This window comes from Nocardia veterana NBRC 100344 (assembly GCF_000308855.1).
Taxonomy (GTDB): Bacteria; Actinomycetota; Actinomycetes; order Mycobacteriales; family Mycobacteriaceae; genus Nocardia; species Nocardia veterana.
In genome coordinates this window covers 1-14696 of record NZ_BAGM01000126.1, presented here as the reverse complement: position 1 = coordinate 14696, position 14696 = coordinate 1, and the positions used below count along the sequence as shown (strand labels likewise).

At 67.3% G+C, this 14696-nt stretch carries 16 protein-coding genes; 10 read left to right on the top strand and 6 right to left on the bottom strand.

Annotated elements, in window-relative coordinates; genetic code table 11:
* Positions 1-2 precede the first annotated feature (2 nt).
* From ON37_RS24275 to ON37_RS24265, 3 genes are all read right to left on the bottom strand, one after another.
* A complete protein-coding gene (locus tag ON37_RS24275; RefSeq protein ID WP_051031988.1) occupies positions 3-914 on the bottom strand; it encodes a CDP-alcohol phosphatidyltransferase family protein in 912 nt (303 codons plus the stop codon).
* A complete protein-coding gene (locus ON37_RS24270; RefSeq protein WP_040722598.1) occupies positions 911-1627 on the bottom strand; it encodes a phosphatidylserine decarboxylase in 717 nt (238 codons plus the stop codon). Before ON37_RS24270 ends, ON37_RS24275 begins: the two co-directional genes overlap by 4 nt.
* A gap of 125 nt (positions 1628-1752) precedes the next feature.
* On the bottom strand, positions 1753-2025 hold the full coding sequence (locus tag ON37_RS24265) for a GlsB/YeaQ/YmgE family stress response membrane protein (protein ID WP_040722677.1): 273 nt from the start codon (positions 2023-2025) through the stop codon (positions 1753-1755).
* Positions 2026-2240: 215 nt separating this feature from the next.
* On the opposite strand from ON37_RS24265, the gene ON37_RS24260 reads away from it, so the two are divergent.
* Entirely contained in the window at positions 2241-3269 is a 1029-nt protein-coding gene (locus ON37_RS24260; protein ID WP_040722596.1) for a beta-ketoacyl-ACP synthase III, read from the top strand.
* 22 nt (positions 3270-3291) lie between these two features.
* Here ON37_RS24260 and ON37_RS24255 read toward each other — a convergent pair whose 3' ends face one another.
* Both ON37_RS24255 and ON37_RS24250 read right to left on the bottom strand, forming a co-directional pair.
* The gene (locus ON37_RS24255) at positions 3292-3981 is read right to left on the bottom strand and encodes an SIMPL domain-containing protein (RefSeq protein WP_051031987.1); all 690 of its coding nucleotides are present in this window, start codon (positions 3979-3981) and stop codon (positions 3292-3294) included.
* 47 nt (positions 3982-4028) lie between these two features.
* Positions 4029-4478: an SRPBCC family protein gene (locus ON37_RS24250; protein WP_040722594.1), complete on the bottom strand. Its 450-nt coding sequence runs from the start codon at positions 4476-4478 to the stop codon at positions 4029-4031.
* A 245-nt stretch (positions 4479-4723) separates the two neighbouring features.
* Here ON37_RS24250 and ON37_RS24245 point away from each other — a divergent pair, with 245 nt between their 5' ends.
* The 8 genes from ON37_RS24245 (at position 4724) to groL (ending at position 12471) form a co-directional block, all read left to right on the top strand.
* Positions 4724-4921, top strand: a complete 198-nt coding sequence (locus ON37_RS24245; protein WP_040722593.1) for a hypothetical protein — start codon at positions 4724-4726, stop codon at positions 4919-4921.
* 64 nt (positions 4922-4985) lie between these two features.
* Positions 4986-6659 carry an NAD(P)/FAD-dependent oxidoreductase gene (locus ON37_RS24240; protein ID WP_040722591.1) on the top strand — a complete coding sequence of 558 codons (1674 nt, stop codon included), beginning with the start codon at positions 4986-4988 and terminating at the stop codon, positions 6657-6659.
* Between the two features lie 10 nt (positions 6660-6669).
* Positions 6670-8148, top strand: coding sequence for an ATP-binding protein (locus ON37_RS24235; RefSeq protein WP_040722590.1), 1479 nt, complete (start codon positions 6670-6672; stop codon positions 8146-8148).
* A 143-nt stretch (positions 8149-8291) separates the two neighbouring features.
* Positions 8292-8720 carry a hypothetical protein gene (locus ON37_RS24230; RefSeq protein ID WP_051031985.1) on the top strand — a complete coding sequence of 143 codons (429 nt, stop codon included), beginning with the start codon at positions 8292-8294 and terminating at the stop codon, positions 8718-8720.
* 106 nt (positions 8721-8826) lie between these two features.
* Positions 8827-9102 (top strand): hypothetical protein, encoded by a 276-nt coding sequence (locus ON37_RS24225; RefSeq protein WP_040722588.1) that lies wholly within the window; start codon positions 8827-8829, stop codon positions 9100-9102.
* Between the two features lie 215 nt (positions 9103-9317).
* Complete coding sequence (locus ON37_RS24220; protein ID WP_040722586.1) at positions 9318-10118, top strand: Clp protease N-terminal domain-containing protein; 801 nt, start codon at positions 9318-9320, stop codon at positions 10116-10118.
* A gap of 149 nt (positions 10119-10267) precedes the next feature.
* A complete protein-coding gene (locus ON37_RS24215; protein ID WP_030516558.1) occupies positions 10268-10561 on the top strand; it encodes a hypothetical protein in 294 nt (97 codons plus the stop codon).
* 284 nt (positions 10562-10845) lie between these two features.
* Entirely contained in the window at positions 10846-12471 is a 1626-nt protein-coding gene (gene groL / locus ON37_RS24210) for a chaperonin GroEL (RefSeq protein WP_040722675.1), read from the top strand.
* 50 nt (positions 12472-12521) lie between these two features.
* Here the strand turns inward: groL and ON37_RS24205 are convergent, their stop codons facing one another.
* On the bottom strand, positions 12522-13847 hold the full coding sequence (locus ON37_RS24205; protein ID WP_083893250.1) for a PepSY-associated TM helix domain-containing protein: 1326 nt from the start codon (positions 13845-13847) through the stop codon (positions 12522-12524).
* Between the two features lie 124 nt (positions 13848-13971).
* Here ON37_RS24205 and ON37_RS24200 point away from each other — a divergent pair, with 124 nt between their 5' ends.
* Positions 13972-14361, top strand: a complete 390-nt coding sequence (locus ON37_RS24200) for a hypothetical protein (RefSeq protein WP_157171569.1) — start codon at positions 13972-13974, stop codon at positions 14359-14361.
* The last annotated feature ends 335 nt before the right edge of the window (positions 14362-14696 follow it).

The window sequence follows — 14696 nt, the reverse complement described above, 5'->3', positions numbered from 1 at the left end:
GCTCAGCGACCGCCGGGTCGCCGTAACCGCAACCGCGCCGAGGACTCGCGAATCCCGGGCCGCCGCAGGCGCAGTCGCGCCGAGGGTTCCCCGATGACCGCCGGGCGCCGCCGGTCGGCGCGGCGCTGGGCGCGGCGTTCGGCGGGCTTGTGATGCCAGGTCTCCGGCCGCGCGGCCACCCAGCGCTGGGAGCGCCAGGCGAACGGAATGTGCGCCAGGTACAGGCCGATCAACACCATCAGCAGCACCAGCGGATAGGTCACCAGCGCGGCCGCGGCCAGGGCGACCAGCACCAGCAGCAGCGCCGCCGCCTGCGGCGCCACCGACACCGACTTCATCGCGAGCGTCGGGATCGTACTGACCGCGAGCAGGGCGGCGAAGACGGTCCAGGCCGCGACCACCGGAAAGTCGGTCCACCAGCCGCTGCCGAACTGGCCGTGCAGTGCCAGTGGCAGCAGTGCGATGAGCGCGGCCGCGGGCGCCGGTACGCCGGTGAAATACTCCCGCTGCCAATCGGGCCGGGTGTCGTCGTCCATGATCGTGTTGAATCGCGCCAGCCGCAGCACGACGCTGACCGCGTAGATCAGAGCGATGATCCAGCCCGCACTGTCCTGGCGCAGGAAGGTCACGTACAACACCAACGCCGGCGCGACGCCGAAGGAGATGGCGTCGGCCAGCGAATCCAGTTCGGCGCCGATCTTGGTGGTCGCCGACAGCATCCGGGCGAGCCGGCCGTCGAGGGTGTCGAGGACGGCGGCGGCGCCGATCATCGCCAAGGCGATGTCGAGCGCTCCGTCGAGCCCGAATTTCACCGCCGACAATCCGGCGCACAGCGCCAGGATGGTCACGATGCTGGGCAGCAGGCGAATCGTGCGGCGGCGGCGGCCAGGTTCGGTGACGGTGTTCTCGATCATGGTTTCAGTTCGGCCAGCACCGTTTCCGCGCCGATGGTGCGCTGCCCCGGCTCGACCAGCAGTTGGGTGCCGAGCGGGAAGTAGGTGTCCACCCGGGACCCGAAGCGGATCAGGCCGTAGGTCTCGCCGATGCCGATCCCGTCGCCGACCTTCACGTCGCAGACGATGCGGCGGGCCAGCAGACCGGCGATCTGCACCACGGTGACCAGCTGACCGGACGCCGTCTCCAGCACCACGCTGTTGCGCTCGTTCACCGAGCTGGCCGCCGGCAGATCTGCGGACTTGAACTGCCCGCGCTGATAGGCGACGGCCCGCACGGTGCCGGCCACCGGGGTGCGCTGGACGTGCACGTCGAGGACCGACAGGAAGATGCTGACCCGCGGCAGCGGGGTGTCACCGAGATTCAGTTCGGCGGGCGGCGCCGCGGTGTCGACCAGGGCGATCTCGCCGTCGGCCGGGGCGACCACGATATTCGCCCGGTTCGGCGGCACCCGGTGCGGATGACGGAAGAACGCCGCCGAGGCCGCGGCCGCCGCGAATCCGGTGCGGCGCAGCCAGCGCCGCCGCCCGCCCAGGACCGCCACCGCCAGCGGCGCTGCCACGAAGGGCAGGCCGGCGGGATGCAGCGGCGGAATCGCTGCTTTGACCAGGTCGGCGACATGACCGAGCCCGGTGCGTTCGGGCGTGCCGGGCGGGGTGGGACGGCGGGCCACTGACTCCTCTTTCGTGCGCGGACGGTGTGCGGTCCGGACAGCTCGAGGGACCGCGCTCACACCTTACGGGACACCGCATCACCGTGGCGTGGCCGCGATCGGGCGCACCCGCCGCCGCGCCCCGCTCAGCCCACCGGTTTGCGACCGGTGGCCAGCCGCACCAGCCACAGCAGGATCACAGCTCCCGCCAGGCAGGTGAGGAAGCTGAACAGGAATCCGCCGCTGTGCACGTCGACGCCGAACAACCGGAGCAGGAAGCCGCCGATCAGGCCGCCCACGACCCCGACGACGATATTGAGCAGAATGCCCTGCTGGGCATCCGTTCCCATGATCTTGCTGGCGATCCATCCCGCCAGACCGCCGATGATGATCCACCCGATGATTCCGAGACCGAGCATGGTGTCCTCCAGGTGACTCGTCGGAAAGAGCTGGATCCGGTCGCCACCGGTTTGGTAACGCAACCAGTCTGCGAGCCGGTGCTGCACGAATCGATTGTGACAATACCCACCCTGACGATTAGTATTCCGGCTAATATGAGGGGGCCTCATGTCTACGGACCGGGGCCAGCTTCCGGTTCGACCCGGCCCGCCGGCAGGTACATAGGAGATGCGCGATGGCTGCTCGACTCGCCCAGATAACCGGGGTGGAGCACACGGCGATGCTCGGGCTCGGCGTGTACCGCCCGGCCCGGGTCGTCACCAACGACGAGGTCGCCGGACCGATCGATTCCAGCGACGAATGGATCCGCACCCGCTCGGGTATCCGGACCCGCCGCTTCGCCTCCGAATCGGAGACGATCGTCGCCATGAGCGCGGCGGCCGCCCGGGATGCGATCGCGGCCGCCGGCATCACCGCCGAGCAGGTCGACTGCGTCATCGTGGCGACCTCGACGTGGCTGCTGCTCACTCCTGCGGCGGCCCCGCAGATCGCGACCGAACTGGGCATGAACAATCCGGCTGCCTTCGACATCTCCGCCGGCTGCGCGGGCTTCTGCCACGCGCTGGGGCTCGCCTCGGATCTGGTCAAGGGCGGCACCGCGGGCCATGTCCTGGTGGTCGGGGTCGAGCGGCTGACCGACACGATCAATCCGACCGACCGCGGTACCGCCTTCCTGTTCGCCGACGGCGCGGGCGCGGTGATCGTGGGTCCGTCGGACGAGCCGGGGATCGGCCCGACGGTCTGGGGTTCCGACGGCGAACAGCATCACGCCATCCGGCAGGACAAGGACTGGATCGAGTTCTTCCGGGAGATCGACGAGAAGGGCACCGACGCGGTTCGCCCCTACCTGGCGATGGAAGGCACCGCGGTCTTCCGCTGGGCGGCCCATTCGCTGAAGAAGGTCTGCCTGGACGCGATCGAGAAGGCCGGGCTCACCCCCGGCGACATCGACGCGATGGTTCCGCATCAGGCCAACGGTCGCATCATCGAGATCATGGCCCGGGAACTGAAGCTGTCGCCCACCTGCGCGCTCGCCAACGACATCGAGGAGACCGGCAACACCTCCGCCGCCTCGGTGCCACTGGCGATGGAGGCGCTGCTGCGCTCGGGTGAGAGCAAGCCCGGTGCGGCCGCGCTGCTGGTCGCCTTCGGTGCGGGTCTGTCCTATGCGGCGCAGGTGGCGAAACTGCCCAATTGGCAGTAATCGCCGCCCGGCGAACCGCGGCTCAGCCCATATTCCAGGTGACCGTCACCGTGAAGGTCACCGTCTGCTGACCGGGCTCCAATGGAACGTCCGGTGTGGCGAACTGCGTTTTGGCCTGCGGCGGCGCCGACTCACCGCTGCGCGTCTCGTTGATGGTCTTGACGTCCTTCAAGGTCAGACCCGACAGCACCGCATATTGATTCGCCCGCGCCTTGGCGTCGGCGAAGGCGCCGGCCCGGGCGTCGGCGAGCAGCTTCGAATTGTCGTCGAGGGCGAACGAGACGCCGCGGATGCGGGTGTCGTTACCACCGGCCCGGACCGCCGCCGACAGAATGGCCGAGGCCTTGGGCAGATCGCGTACCACCACATGCACGGTGTTGGTGGCGGTGTATCCGGTGACCTTCTGGTCGGGTCCGTACTGCGGTTGTACCGAGACGTCGGTGGTCTGGATGTCCTCGCGTTTCGCCCCCGCGTTCACCATCGCGTCGTCGACGGCGCTCGCCTTGGCGTTGGCGTTCTCGATCGCGGTCGACACATCGGGCGCGGTCACCTCGACACCCACATCGGCGTTCAAGGTGTCCGGCGCCCCGCGCACCTGACCGGTGCCCACCACCGTGACCTCGCGCGAGGTACCGGAATCCGAACTGCCGCAACCACTCAGCAGCAGGGTCGTCCCCGCGATCACCGCCACCGTGCCCGTGATTCGTCGCATGCCGGGCAAACTACGCGGTCGCGACGTTCTTGTCTGCGGGCGCGCCGCTAGCGCTCGGCGGCGGCCTTGATCTTGGCGAGGGTTTCGTTCATGCCGGCCACCAGATCGCTCTCGAACTGCTTCTCACCGCCGAGAAATTTGTCGATCATCAGCCGCACCGGCTTGCGCACCCCGTTCGGGACGTCCCGGCGCTCGGTGAGCTTGGTGCCGGATCCGGTGGCCTCGAGAGTGTAGCTCCACACGGTGCCGTTCTCGTTCATCCGGAATGCGAAGGCTCGATTCGGCTCGAACCGCACGATTCGCGAGGTGGTCGGATAGTACTTGCGTCCCACCTTGTTGAAGTTCACCGTCCAGGTGCCCGCGCCCGGCGTCCCCAGCGGGATCATGCGCAATGTGGTCGGGCTGAATTCCGGCATCCGCCCCAGGTCGGAGACGACCGACCAGACCTTCTCCGGCGTGGCGGCAATATCGATGGTGGCTTCCAGGGTGTTCGGCAACGCTGCCTCCGAAATCGATGCGGGGGAGATTATGACGCTCGGTAACGGTAATCCTAACGGTGACAACCGGACACCCGGCCATGTGAGGGGGACCACTTTGCCGTTGAAGATCAACTAGGTCACATTCTGATGTGATCCGTTTCGCCCGCCGTAATGACGGACGCACAATGGCGGATAGATATACGGCAGGCAACGAAGCAACCGACTGGAGCTCAGGCTTTTACGTCCCTGTGAGGTGATCGGCCGTGAATATACGAACCATCCTCCACCGCCGGCAGGCGGAATCGGTTCCGCTACTTCCGGATTCGGAACCCGAGCCGTTATCGGTTCCGTTCCGCACCCACGGCAGGCGCTTCCGGCGAAACCTCGCCGAGCGGGAGGAAAGGCTCGAACGGCTGCTCACTCCGAGCGAACTCGACCTGGTCCAGCACCGGCGGCTGTGATGGGTGTGGTGCCCGTAGCGAACATTCTCGGCAACTCGTCGCTCGGGCGATCATACTTTTCCCTGTGACTTCACCAGCTGCCGTCAAACCGGTAATCCTCAGTGTCGACGACGACCCCGGGGTGTCCCGGGCCGTGGTTCGCGACCTGCGGCGGCGCTACGGAGCGGACTACCGCATCATGCGCGCGGAATCCGGGCCCTCGGCACTCGACGTACTCCGTGAACTGAAATTGCGCGGTCAGCCGGTCGCGGTTCTGATCGCCGACTATCGAATGCCGGGCATGGACGGCATCCAATTCCTGGAGAACGCGATCGACCTGCACCCGTACGCGCGCCGGGTGCTGCTGACCGCTTATGCCGATACCAATGCGGCGATCGACGCGATCAATGTCGTCGACCTCGATCACTACCTGCTCAAGCCGTGGGATCCGCCCGAGGAGAAGTTGTATCCGGTGGTGGACGCGCTGCTGGAATCCTGGCGCGGCGACGAGCGCCGGCCCGTCCACGAAACCAAGGTGATCGGTCACCGCTGGTCGGCGCGCAGCTCCGAGGTACGCGAATTCCTCGCCCGCAACCAGCTGCCCTACCGCTGGTACCTGGCCGATGATCCGGAAGGTGCGCGGTTGCTGGAGGCGGCGGGCGCCGAGGCCGAGCAGTGTCCGGTGGTGATCGATGCGAGTGGCAACGTGCTGCTGTCGCCCTCGGACAGCGAGCTGGCCGAATGTGTCGGCCTGAGCACCGACCCGCTCGGTGAGTTCTACGACCTGATCGTCGTCGGTGGCGGCCCGGCCGGACTGGGCGCCGCCGTCTACGGCGCCTCGGAAGGCCTGCGCACCGTACTCGTGGAACGGACCGCCACCGGCGGGCAGGCCGGGCAGAGTTCGCGGATCGAGAACTACCTCGGCTTCCCCGACGGGCTTTCGGGCGCCCAGCTGGCCGACCGGGCGCGTCGCCAGGCCGTGAAATTCGGCGCCGAACTCATCACCGCCCGCGAGGTGGTCGGGCTGGAAGTGTGCGGTTCGGCGCGGCGGGTCCTGTTCTCCGACGGCTCCTGCGTCAGCGCCCACGCGGTGCTGATCGCGACCGGCGTCAACTACCGGCACCATCCCGCCCCCGGGGTGGACGATTTCACCGGCCGCGGCGTCTATTACGGCTCGGCGATGACCGAGGCGGCCGATTGCGCCGACCGCGAGGTCTATATCGTGGGCGGCGCCAATTCGGCCGGTCAGGCGGCGGTCTTCCTGTCGCGTCATGCCTGCGCGGTGCACATCCTGGTCCGCGGCAGTTCGCTCGAACAGTCGATGTCGCACTATCTGATCCAGCAGATCGAGGCCATTCCGAATATCAAGGTGCACACCAATACCGAGGTCGTCGCCGCCGACGGCAGTGACCACCTGGAGCGAATCGTGTTGCGCAACAACGCGACCGGAGCCGAGGACAAGGTAGACGCCGAGCGTCTGTTCCTGTTCATCGGCGCCGCGCCCGAAACCGATTGGCTGGACGGACTTCTCATCCGCGACGAATTCGGATACGTCCTGTCCGGCCCGGATCTGATGATCGACGGGTCGCGGCCACCGGGCTGGGAGCTGCCGCGCCCGCCTCATCATCTCGAGACCAGCATCCCGGGTGTGTTCGTCGCGGGCGACGTGCGTTCGGAGTCGGCCAAGCGGGTCGCGTCCGCGGTCGGCGAGGGCGCGATGGCCGTCATGCTGGTCCACCGGTATCTCGCGAAACAGTAGGAGGCGCATCATGACCGACGACCGATCGGGCGCGCGCACGATATGCGACCCCGCGGAATTGCGCACCCTGTTCCTGTTCGAGAAACTCGACGACGACCAGCTGGCCTGGCTGTGCCGCGAGGGACGGGTCGAATATTTCGAACCCGGCCCGGTCTATCGCGAGGGCGAACCGGCGACGTGCTTCTACGTGCTGATGGACGGCGAGGTCGTGATGACCAAGATGTCCTCGGGCGAGGAACTGGAACTGGTCCGTACCGACCATCGGGGCTCGTACGCGGGAGCGTGGACGGCCTATATGGGCGAACGCGCCGACCAGAACTACACCGGCTCGTTCTACGTGACGAAGCGGTCGAAATTCTTCGTCCTGGAGGCGGCCACCTTCGCGCGGATGATGCAGGAGTGGTTCCCGATGGCGCTGCACCTGCTCGAGGGAGTGTTCTTCGGTAATCGCAACACCAACGAGATCATCGGCCGGCGGGAACGACTGCTGGCGCTGGGCTCGCTGTCGGCGGGACTGACCCACGAACTCAACAATCCGGCGGCCGCGGCGGTACGCGCCACCTCATCGCTGCGCGAACGGGTCGCCGGGATGCGGCACAAGCTGAAGATGATGGCGCACGGCAAATTCGACTCGGCCGCGCTCGAGGCGCTGGTGCAGTTGCAGGAGGAGGCGGCGACCCAGGTCGCCAAGGCGCCGACGCTGACCCCGATGGAGGCCGCCGATCGCGAGGATCAACTCGGCGACTGGCTGGCCGACCACGGCATCGCCAACGGCTGGGATCTCGCGCCGAACTTCGTCCAGGCCGGCTTCGACATCGACTGGCTGGAGAAGGTCGCGGCGACGCTGGAGGGTTGCGACGACGGCGTATTCGAGGGCGCCATCCGCTGGTTGAACTACACGGTCGAGACCGAGCTGCTGATGAACGAGATCACCGATTCCACCGGGCGGATCTCGGCTCTCGTCCATGCGGCCAAACAGTATTCACAGATGGACCGGGCGCCGTTCCAGGTGGTCGACCTGCACGAACTGCTCGACAGCACGCTGGTGATGCTGGCCCGCAAGATCGGTGACGACATCACCGTGGTCAAGGACTACGACCGGTCCCTGCCCGAGGTGCCGTGTTACGCAGCGGAATTGAACCAGGTGTGGACCAACCTCATCGACAACGCCGTTGCCGCGATGAACGGCGCCGGCACGCTGACGGTGCGTACCTATCGGGAAAACGACTGTGCCGCAGTCGAGATCGGCGATACCGGACCCGGTGTGCCCGAGGAGCTCCGGGACCGGATCTTCGAGCCGTTCTTCACCACCAAACCGGTCGGCGAGGGCACCGGTCTCGGGCTGGACATCTCGTTCCGGATCGTGGTGAACAAACACGGCGGCGACATCCGGGTGGAATCCACGCCCGGGGACACGCGGTTCGTCGTTCGACTGCCCCTGCAGGCGCCGAGTAGTCACAGTTCCGCCGCCGAGCTGACGGAACCCTAAGCGCCGCATGGTGTTCCGAGGTTTCGACCCGGTCCCGGGTTTTCAATCGGCGACCGGGCCGGTACGCTGCGAGCCGCGCCGGAGGTATTCGGCGCGCGCCGGAGGAGATTCGGCGTAGCCGGACCACTCGGGGGTTACGCACCGTGAAACGACTGACCGCGGCGGCCGTCGCGCTGGGCGCGCTGACCGTCGCCCTGACCGCCTGCGGCGACGACCACTCGGCCACCGACGCCAACGGCCTGCGCAGAAACGGCTCGGCCGTCGCCACCTCGGCTGCACAGGTGCCGCCGACCTCGGCAGCGGCGTCGTCGGCGCCGGCCGAGGCGCCCAGCCCCACCGCGCAACCGAACAACTCCTCCCTGGGGAAGGCCTCGCAGACCACCTGCGGCGAATTCCGCAAACTCGATATCGAGGGCGAGAAGTCGCTGATGGACCGCATTCTGGCGGAGAACCCCGGCTCGAAGTTCGAGGGCAGTCCGAATGTGGCGCTGGGCACCGCGAAGCTGGTGTGCCTGGCCAAGAGCGAGGCCGACAAGCCGGTCGCGGTCGCGATCGGGATCGCCACCGAATAATCGGCCGACCCGGTCGTTCAGCAATCCATACGAGATCCATAAGTGCTGTGCCGCAGCGTATTCGCGTGCGCTGCGGCAGGTGCGGCGCCCGAACAGGGGAGATCTCGTGCGAAAAATCCTGGTGGCCGGACTGTCGTCGGCGGTCCTCGCGCTCACCCTGACGGCCTGTGCCGACGATCGGACCCCGACCTGTTGTGGTCCGACGAGCAGCGCACCGGGCGCGACGATGCCGACGACGTCGGTCCCCGACGACGGCTCCGGCCTGCGCCGGAACACCTCTCCCGCCCCGACACCGGCACCCACCTCGGAACTGCGCTTGCCGCACATCACGCTGCCGCACATCACCTGGCCGAAACGTGAGCCGGGAGCGTCGGGCGAATAACGTCCGCGGGGATTCGCCGGGCGGGAATGCGCCCGGGTCCGCCCGGCGAAGCAGGCCCGAATCCCGGTAAGTGCTCCCGGGCAAGCTCTTTCGGCGAATGGTTTACCCGGTACGTCTCGTCGGTGCGCTCGACTGCGAAGGCGCATGATCCGCGCACTGCGATTGACGTCAACTATCGGTTGACTACATCGGTTGAGTCAACCTAAAGTTGACGCATGTCCGAACGTATTCGCCTCGACGATCTGATCGAAGGCATCAAAACCGCACGTCCCGACGATGTGCTCGAACAGCTCTCGGAGGCTGTTGTCATCGCGGGTCATATGAGTGAGGTGGCCGACCATCTGATCGGCCACTTCGTCGATCAGGCCCGCCGGTCGGGGGCCTCCTGGACCGAAATCGGCCAGAGCATGGGCGTCTCCAAACAGGCGGCCCAAAAACGGTTCGTCCCCAAGGCGGGCGATCCGGCGATGGATCCGAATGCCGGATTCGCGCGCTTCACACCCCGCGCACGCAATGTGGTGATGGCATCGATGGAGGAGGCCCGGCGCGCGGGCAACGCGGAGATCCAGCCCGAACACCTGGTCCTCGGCCTGCTCGGCGAGCCGGAGGCACTGGCCGCGCACGCGATCGTCGCCACGGGGGTCTCGCTCGACGCGGTCCGCCGCGTCGCCACGGCGGCCCTGCCCGCAGCGACCGACGAGGTGCCCGCGCTCATTCCCTATACCGCGGCCGCTCGCAAGACCCTCGAATTGACCTTCCGCGAGGCACTTCGCCTCGGCCACAACTACATCGGCACCGAACACCTGCTGCTCGCACTGCTCGAGCAGGAGGACGGCAACGGAGTTCTGTCGGGGCTCGGCCTGGTCAAGGCCGATATCGAGCGCGACCTCGTTGCCCAGCTCGCGCAGTTCATGCCGCCGAACCCGGTGGATCCCCCCGCCGGTCGGCCCGTCACCCCGCCGAGCCCGCCCGAGCCGGCGGCGCCCCCGTCCGCACCCGCGCCGCCCGCCCCCTGATCGGCTCGGGCCACGCCGAGTGGTGCGATCCGCGGGCACCACACCCATCGGCCCCAGGAGGAGGGCCGCGACATGCGGGATCCCGCTCCGGTACGGCTGTGCAGTTGTGGGGCTGATGAGGTGATCGAGGGTCCGGATACGATATTGCTATGGCGGATGGATCGGATTCCGACCTGATCGCGGGGGAACTACGCGCAGACCTGCTGCGCGCGCTGTCCTATGTCGAAACCGAGGACGGCCCGGACGGCAGCTACATCGTCAACGGCGATCTGCCGCCCGAGGTGGCGCCCCCGTTCATCCGGGCGATCATGCGAATCGAGGCGGAGTTGCTGCTCCACGACGCCGAACAGGTGACCGTCGAACGCGGGGAACCGCGCAGTCCGGAGGAGCGCCGGACCGACGCCTTCGTGGCCCTGGCGCTGCGGGTCACCGACGACACGTGATCGTCGCCGGGTCGGCTGCGGCGCGGCGACGACATGGTCGCCGGATCTCGGCGATCGCGAGCGGCCCGGCCATCTGGTCCGTAACCTTGCACTCGATACCGTCGAGTGCTAGAAAGGTCCTGGCACTCTCGACCAGTGAGTGCTAGGTCGGGCAGGTGAGACCGGGTTCCCAGACACCCTCGGTCGTCCGTCGCGGGCACCGAACCTGGCCAGCGTAATGGGGCGATCCAACCTGCGGTCGCTCTGTGTGTCAGCCCCATATACATGTGGAGGATCTCAACGCAATGGCCAAGACAATTGCGTACGACGAAGAGGCCCGTCGCGGTCTCGAGCGGGGACTGAACAGCCTCGCCGACGCGGTCAAGGTGACGCTGGGCCCCAAGGGTCGCAACGTTGTCCTGGAGAAGAAGTGGGGCGCCCCCACGATCACCAACGATGGTGTGTCCATCGCCAAGGAGATCGAGCTGGAGGACCCCTACGAGAAGATCGGCGCCGAGCTGGTCAAAGAGGTCGCCAAGAAGACCGACGATGTCGCCGGTGACGGCACCACCACCGCGACCGTGCTCGCCCAGGCGCTGGTGCGCGAGGGTCTGCGCAACGTCGCGGCCGGTGCGAACCCGCTGGGCCTGAAGCGCGGCATCGAGAAGGCCGTCGAGGCCGTCACCGCCAAGCTGCTCGACACCGCCAAGGAGGTCGAGACCAAGGAGCAGATCGCTGCCACCGCGGCCATCTCCGCCGGCGACGCGTCCATCGGTGAGCTGATCGCCGAGGCCATGGACAAGGTCGGCAAGGAAGGCGTCATCACCGTCGAGGAGAGCAACACCTTCGGCCTCCAGCTGGAGCTGACCGAGGGTATGCGCTTCGACAAGGGCTACATCTCGGGCTACTTCGTCACCGACGCCGAGCGTCAGGAAGCGGTCCTCGAGGACCCCTACATCCTGCTCGTCGGTTCGAAGGTTTCGACCGTCAAGGATCTGCTGCCGCTGCTGGAGAAGGTCATCCAGGCCGGCAAGCCGCTGCTGATCATCGCCGAGGACGTCGAGGGTGAGGCCCTGTCGACCCTGGTCGTGAACAAGATCCGCGGCACCTTCAAGTCCGTCGCCGTCAAGGCCCCGGGCTTCGGCGACCGCCGCAAGGCGCAGCTGGCCGACATCGCCATCCTGACCGGTGGCGAGGTCATCAGCGAAGAGGTCGGTCTGTCGCTGGAGACCGCGACCATCGACCTGCTGGGCCAGGCCCGCAAGGTCGTGGTGACCAAGGACGAGACCACCATCGTCGACGGTGCCGGTGATGCCGACGCCATCGCGGGTCGCGTCGCCCAGATCCGCACCGAGATCGAGAACTCGGATTCGGACTACGACCGGGAGAAGCTGCAGGAGCGCCTGGCCAAGCTGGCCGGCGGTGTTGCGGTGATCAAGGCCGGCGCCGCCACCGAGGTGGAGCTCAAGGAGCGCAAGCACCGCATCGAGGACGCGGTGCGCAACGCCAAGGCCGCCGTCGAAGAGGGCATCGTCCCCGGTGGTGGTGTGGCGCTGCTGCAGGCCGGCCCCGCGCTGGACGACCTGAAGCTGACCGGTGACGAGGCCACCGGCGCGAACATCGTGAAGGTGGCGCTGGCCGCGCCGCTGAAGCAGATCGCCTTCAACGCCGGCCTCGAGCCCGGCGTGGTCGCCGAGAAGGTCGCCAACCTGCCGACCGGCCAGGGCCTCAACGCCGACTCCGGCGAGTACGAGGACCTGCTGGCCGCGGGTGTCGCCGACCCGGTCAAGGTGACCCGTTCGGCGCTGCAGAACGCCGCGTCGATCGCCGCGCTGTTCCTCACCACCGAGGCCGTCGTGGCCGACAAGCCGGAGAAGGCCGCCGCTCCCGCGGGCGACCCGACCGGTGGCATGGGCGGCATGGACTTCTGAGTCCATCCCCTCTTTCGAACCGGTAGCCGGTCCGCCTTCGGGCGGGCCGGCTACCGGCGTGTCGGGGCAGGGGTGAGTCGGGCGGTCCGCTTGCGCTTGCGCACCCGGCGTTTGAACAGCCAGGTGGACAGTCCGGTGACAGCGAGAGCCAACGGGGTCAGACCGAGGACCAGCCAGATCAGCCGCCACCAGCCGTTCACCATCCAGCCGAAGTGGGCGGGTTCGAAAACCTTGGCGTAGAAGGTGTTTGCGAGCGGCCGGTCGTGGGACGCGTCGACGACTTCGGTGTCGGACGGGTCGTGGGAATTGATGTAGACCACCACATCGCCGCCGTAGAAGGCTCGGTGCCCGTAGGGCGCGTAGTCTCCCGCCACGAACGCTTGGTAGTAGTCCTTTTCCGGGGTTGGCAACACGAGATATGCGAGGCGTCCCGGGTGCTGCGTGATCGCGATCCGGCTCGCCTCGCCCGCGGCGATCGCCGGCCGATCCGCGGCGGTCGGCCGGGGTGCGAACGTATCCCGCGGCAGCGGCTCGCTCGTACCGCCGGTGATCGTCAGCCACGCCTTCTCGATCGCGGGCACTTCCATCGCGGCGCCGGTGATTCCCCACATCAGCAGAAACGGCACGCTGATGATGCCGATGACGTCGTGCAGATCCCGGTCCCGGGCGAACCGGCCCTTGTTCGTCCGCACCCGGAAACCGTGCCGCAGGCGGGCGAACGACGGCCACCACACCACGGCTCCCGATACCGCCAGCAGCACCAGGAGCAATCCGATCGCGGCCAGGATCACCGCCGCCCAGGTGACGCCGAGCAGTGGCGCCTCCGCTCGCAGCGCGGGGACGGCCCCGGGATACTTCACACACCCGAACGCGCAGTCGTGCAGATCGACCAGCCAGCCCAGGGCGCCGTCGGTGAGCCGGATACGTTCGTTGATCCGTCCCGTCCCGGGGTCGATGCCGTAGGCCTCGGTGAAATCGGAATTGCCGACCACGACCACGCCGTGATCGAACCCCACCCAGCCGATCGGGTAGCTCGGATCGTCCTCGTGGACGGACGCAACCGCCCGGTCGAAGGAGACCGAGCGGTCCGCTTCGAGGGCATCGCCCTCGGTATGTCGGTAGAAGGTCGAGTGCGAGGCCCGGAACAACTCGGTGTGATACAGCAGAATCGCGCCCGATGTCGACTGCACCACGAGCACGATCCCGAGGATCAGTGCCGACCAGCGGTGCAGCATCGTCAGCGCCCGCCGCACGGGTTTTCGGGTGCGCCGCCGCCGACGCGAGGCGGAGATCGCGGGCCGGTTGGACCCGCGCCCTGTTCGGGTGGTGGTCGAACCTCCCACGCGCGGGCCCGCGCCCGAAGCGACCTCAGTCATGCAGCTTAGGCTAACCTAAATAAACGGCCCGGCGTCAGGCGAGCGGCAGCCCCGCTTACTGCTCGTCGGCATCCTTATGTCGGCGATAAGAATCCGAATGCCATGCGGCTCTAGCGTTTTCGCCATGAGAAAACGTCTGTGGCTCGCCCTCGCAGCGGTGGGGATAGTGCTCGCGTTCGGTGCGGCCACCGCGCAGGCAGCGTCCTCCTCGCATTCGAACTCCGGAAGCTGCTCGGGCCGGGTGGGCAAGTGGGGCTACTTCTACGCCTACACCTACCAGTACGCCTACCTCGACAGCGACAACAAGATCTCCGACGAGGACCACGACTTCGACTTCGACGGATTCCTCGAAGGTGCGGAGGATGCCCGGCTGTTGCACGGCAAGAAGAACAAGTGGCTCGTCTATCGCAGCGGAGACTTCGATCTGGCGGTGCCCTATGTCGACGATGCGGGCTTGTTCGTGCGTGACAACCGAGACACCGACAACGACTGGATAAAACTCTGCGACTACTGAGCCGCCCGGCGCGGACCGCCCCGCGAAACTTCTCCCCGGCCGTCCGATGGTGAACAGTTCGGCGCGACAGCGTGGGAAGTGCGTTGTTATGGCGGATGACCAGGCGATTTGACTTCGAATGCGGTTGGCACGTAACTTATTCCAGGTCAGAGCGACACGGACGCCGACCCGGAGCCGAGAGGCCCGGGACACGAGGTCGGACGAGGAGCGCCTGGCAATCACACTGGTTCAGCACGAGGGACCCCCGATTTGGTCGGGAGCTTCTCGCTGAGCTAAGCTGTAAAAGTTGCCCAACCGATCGAGCGGGTTGAATCCCGTGAGATTGCTGGTGCGTG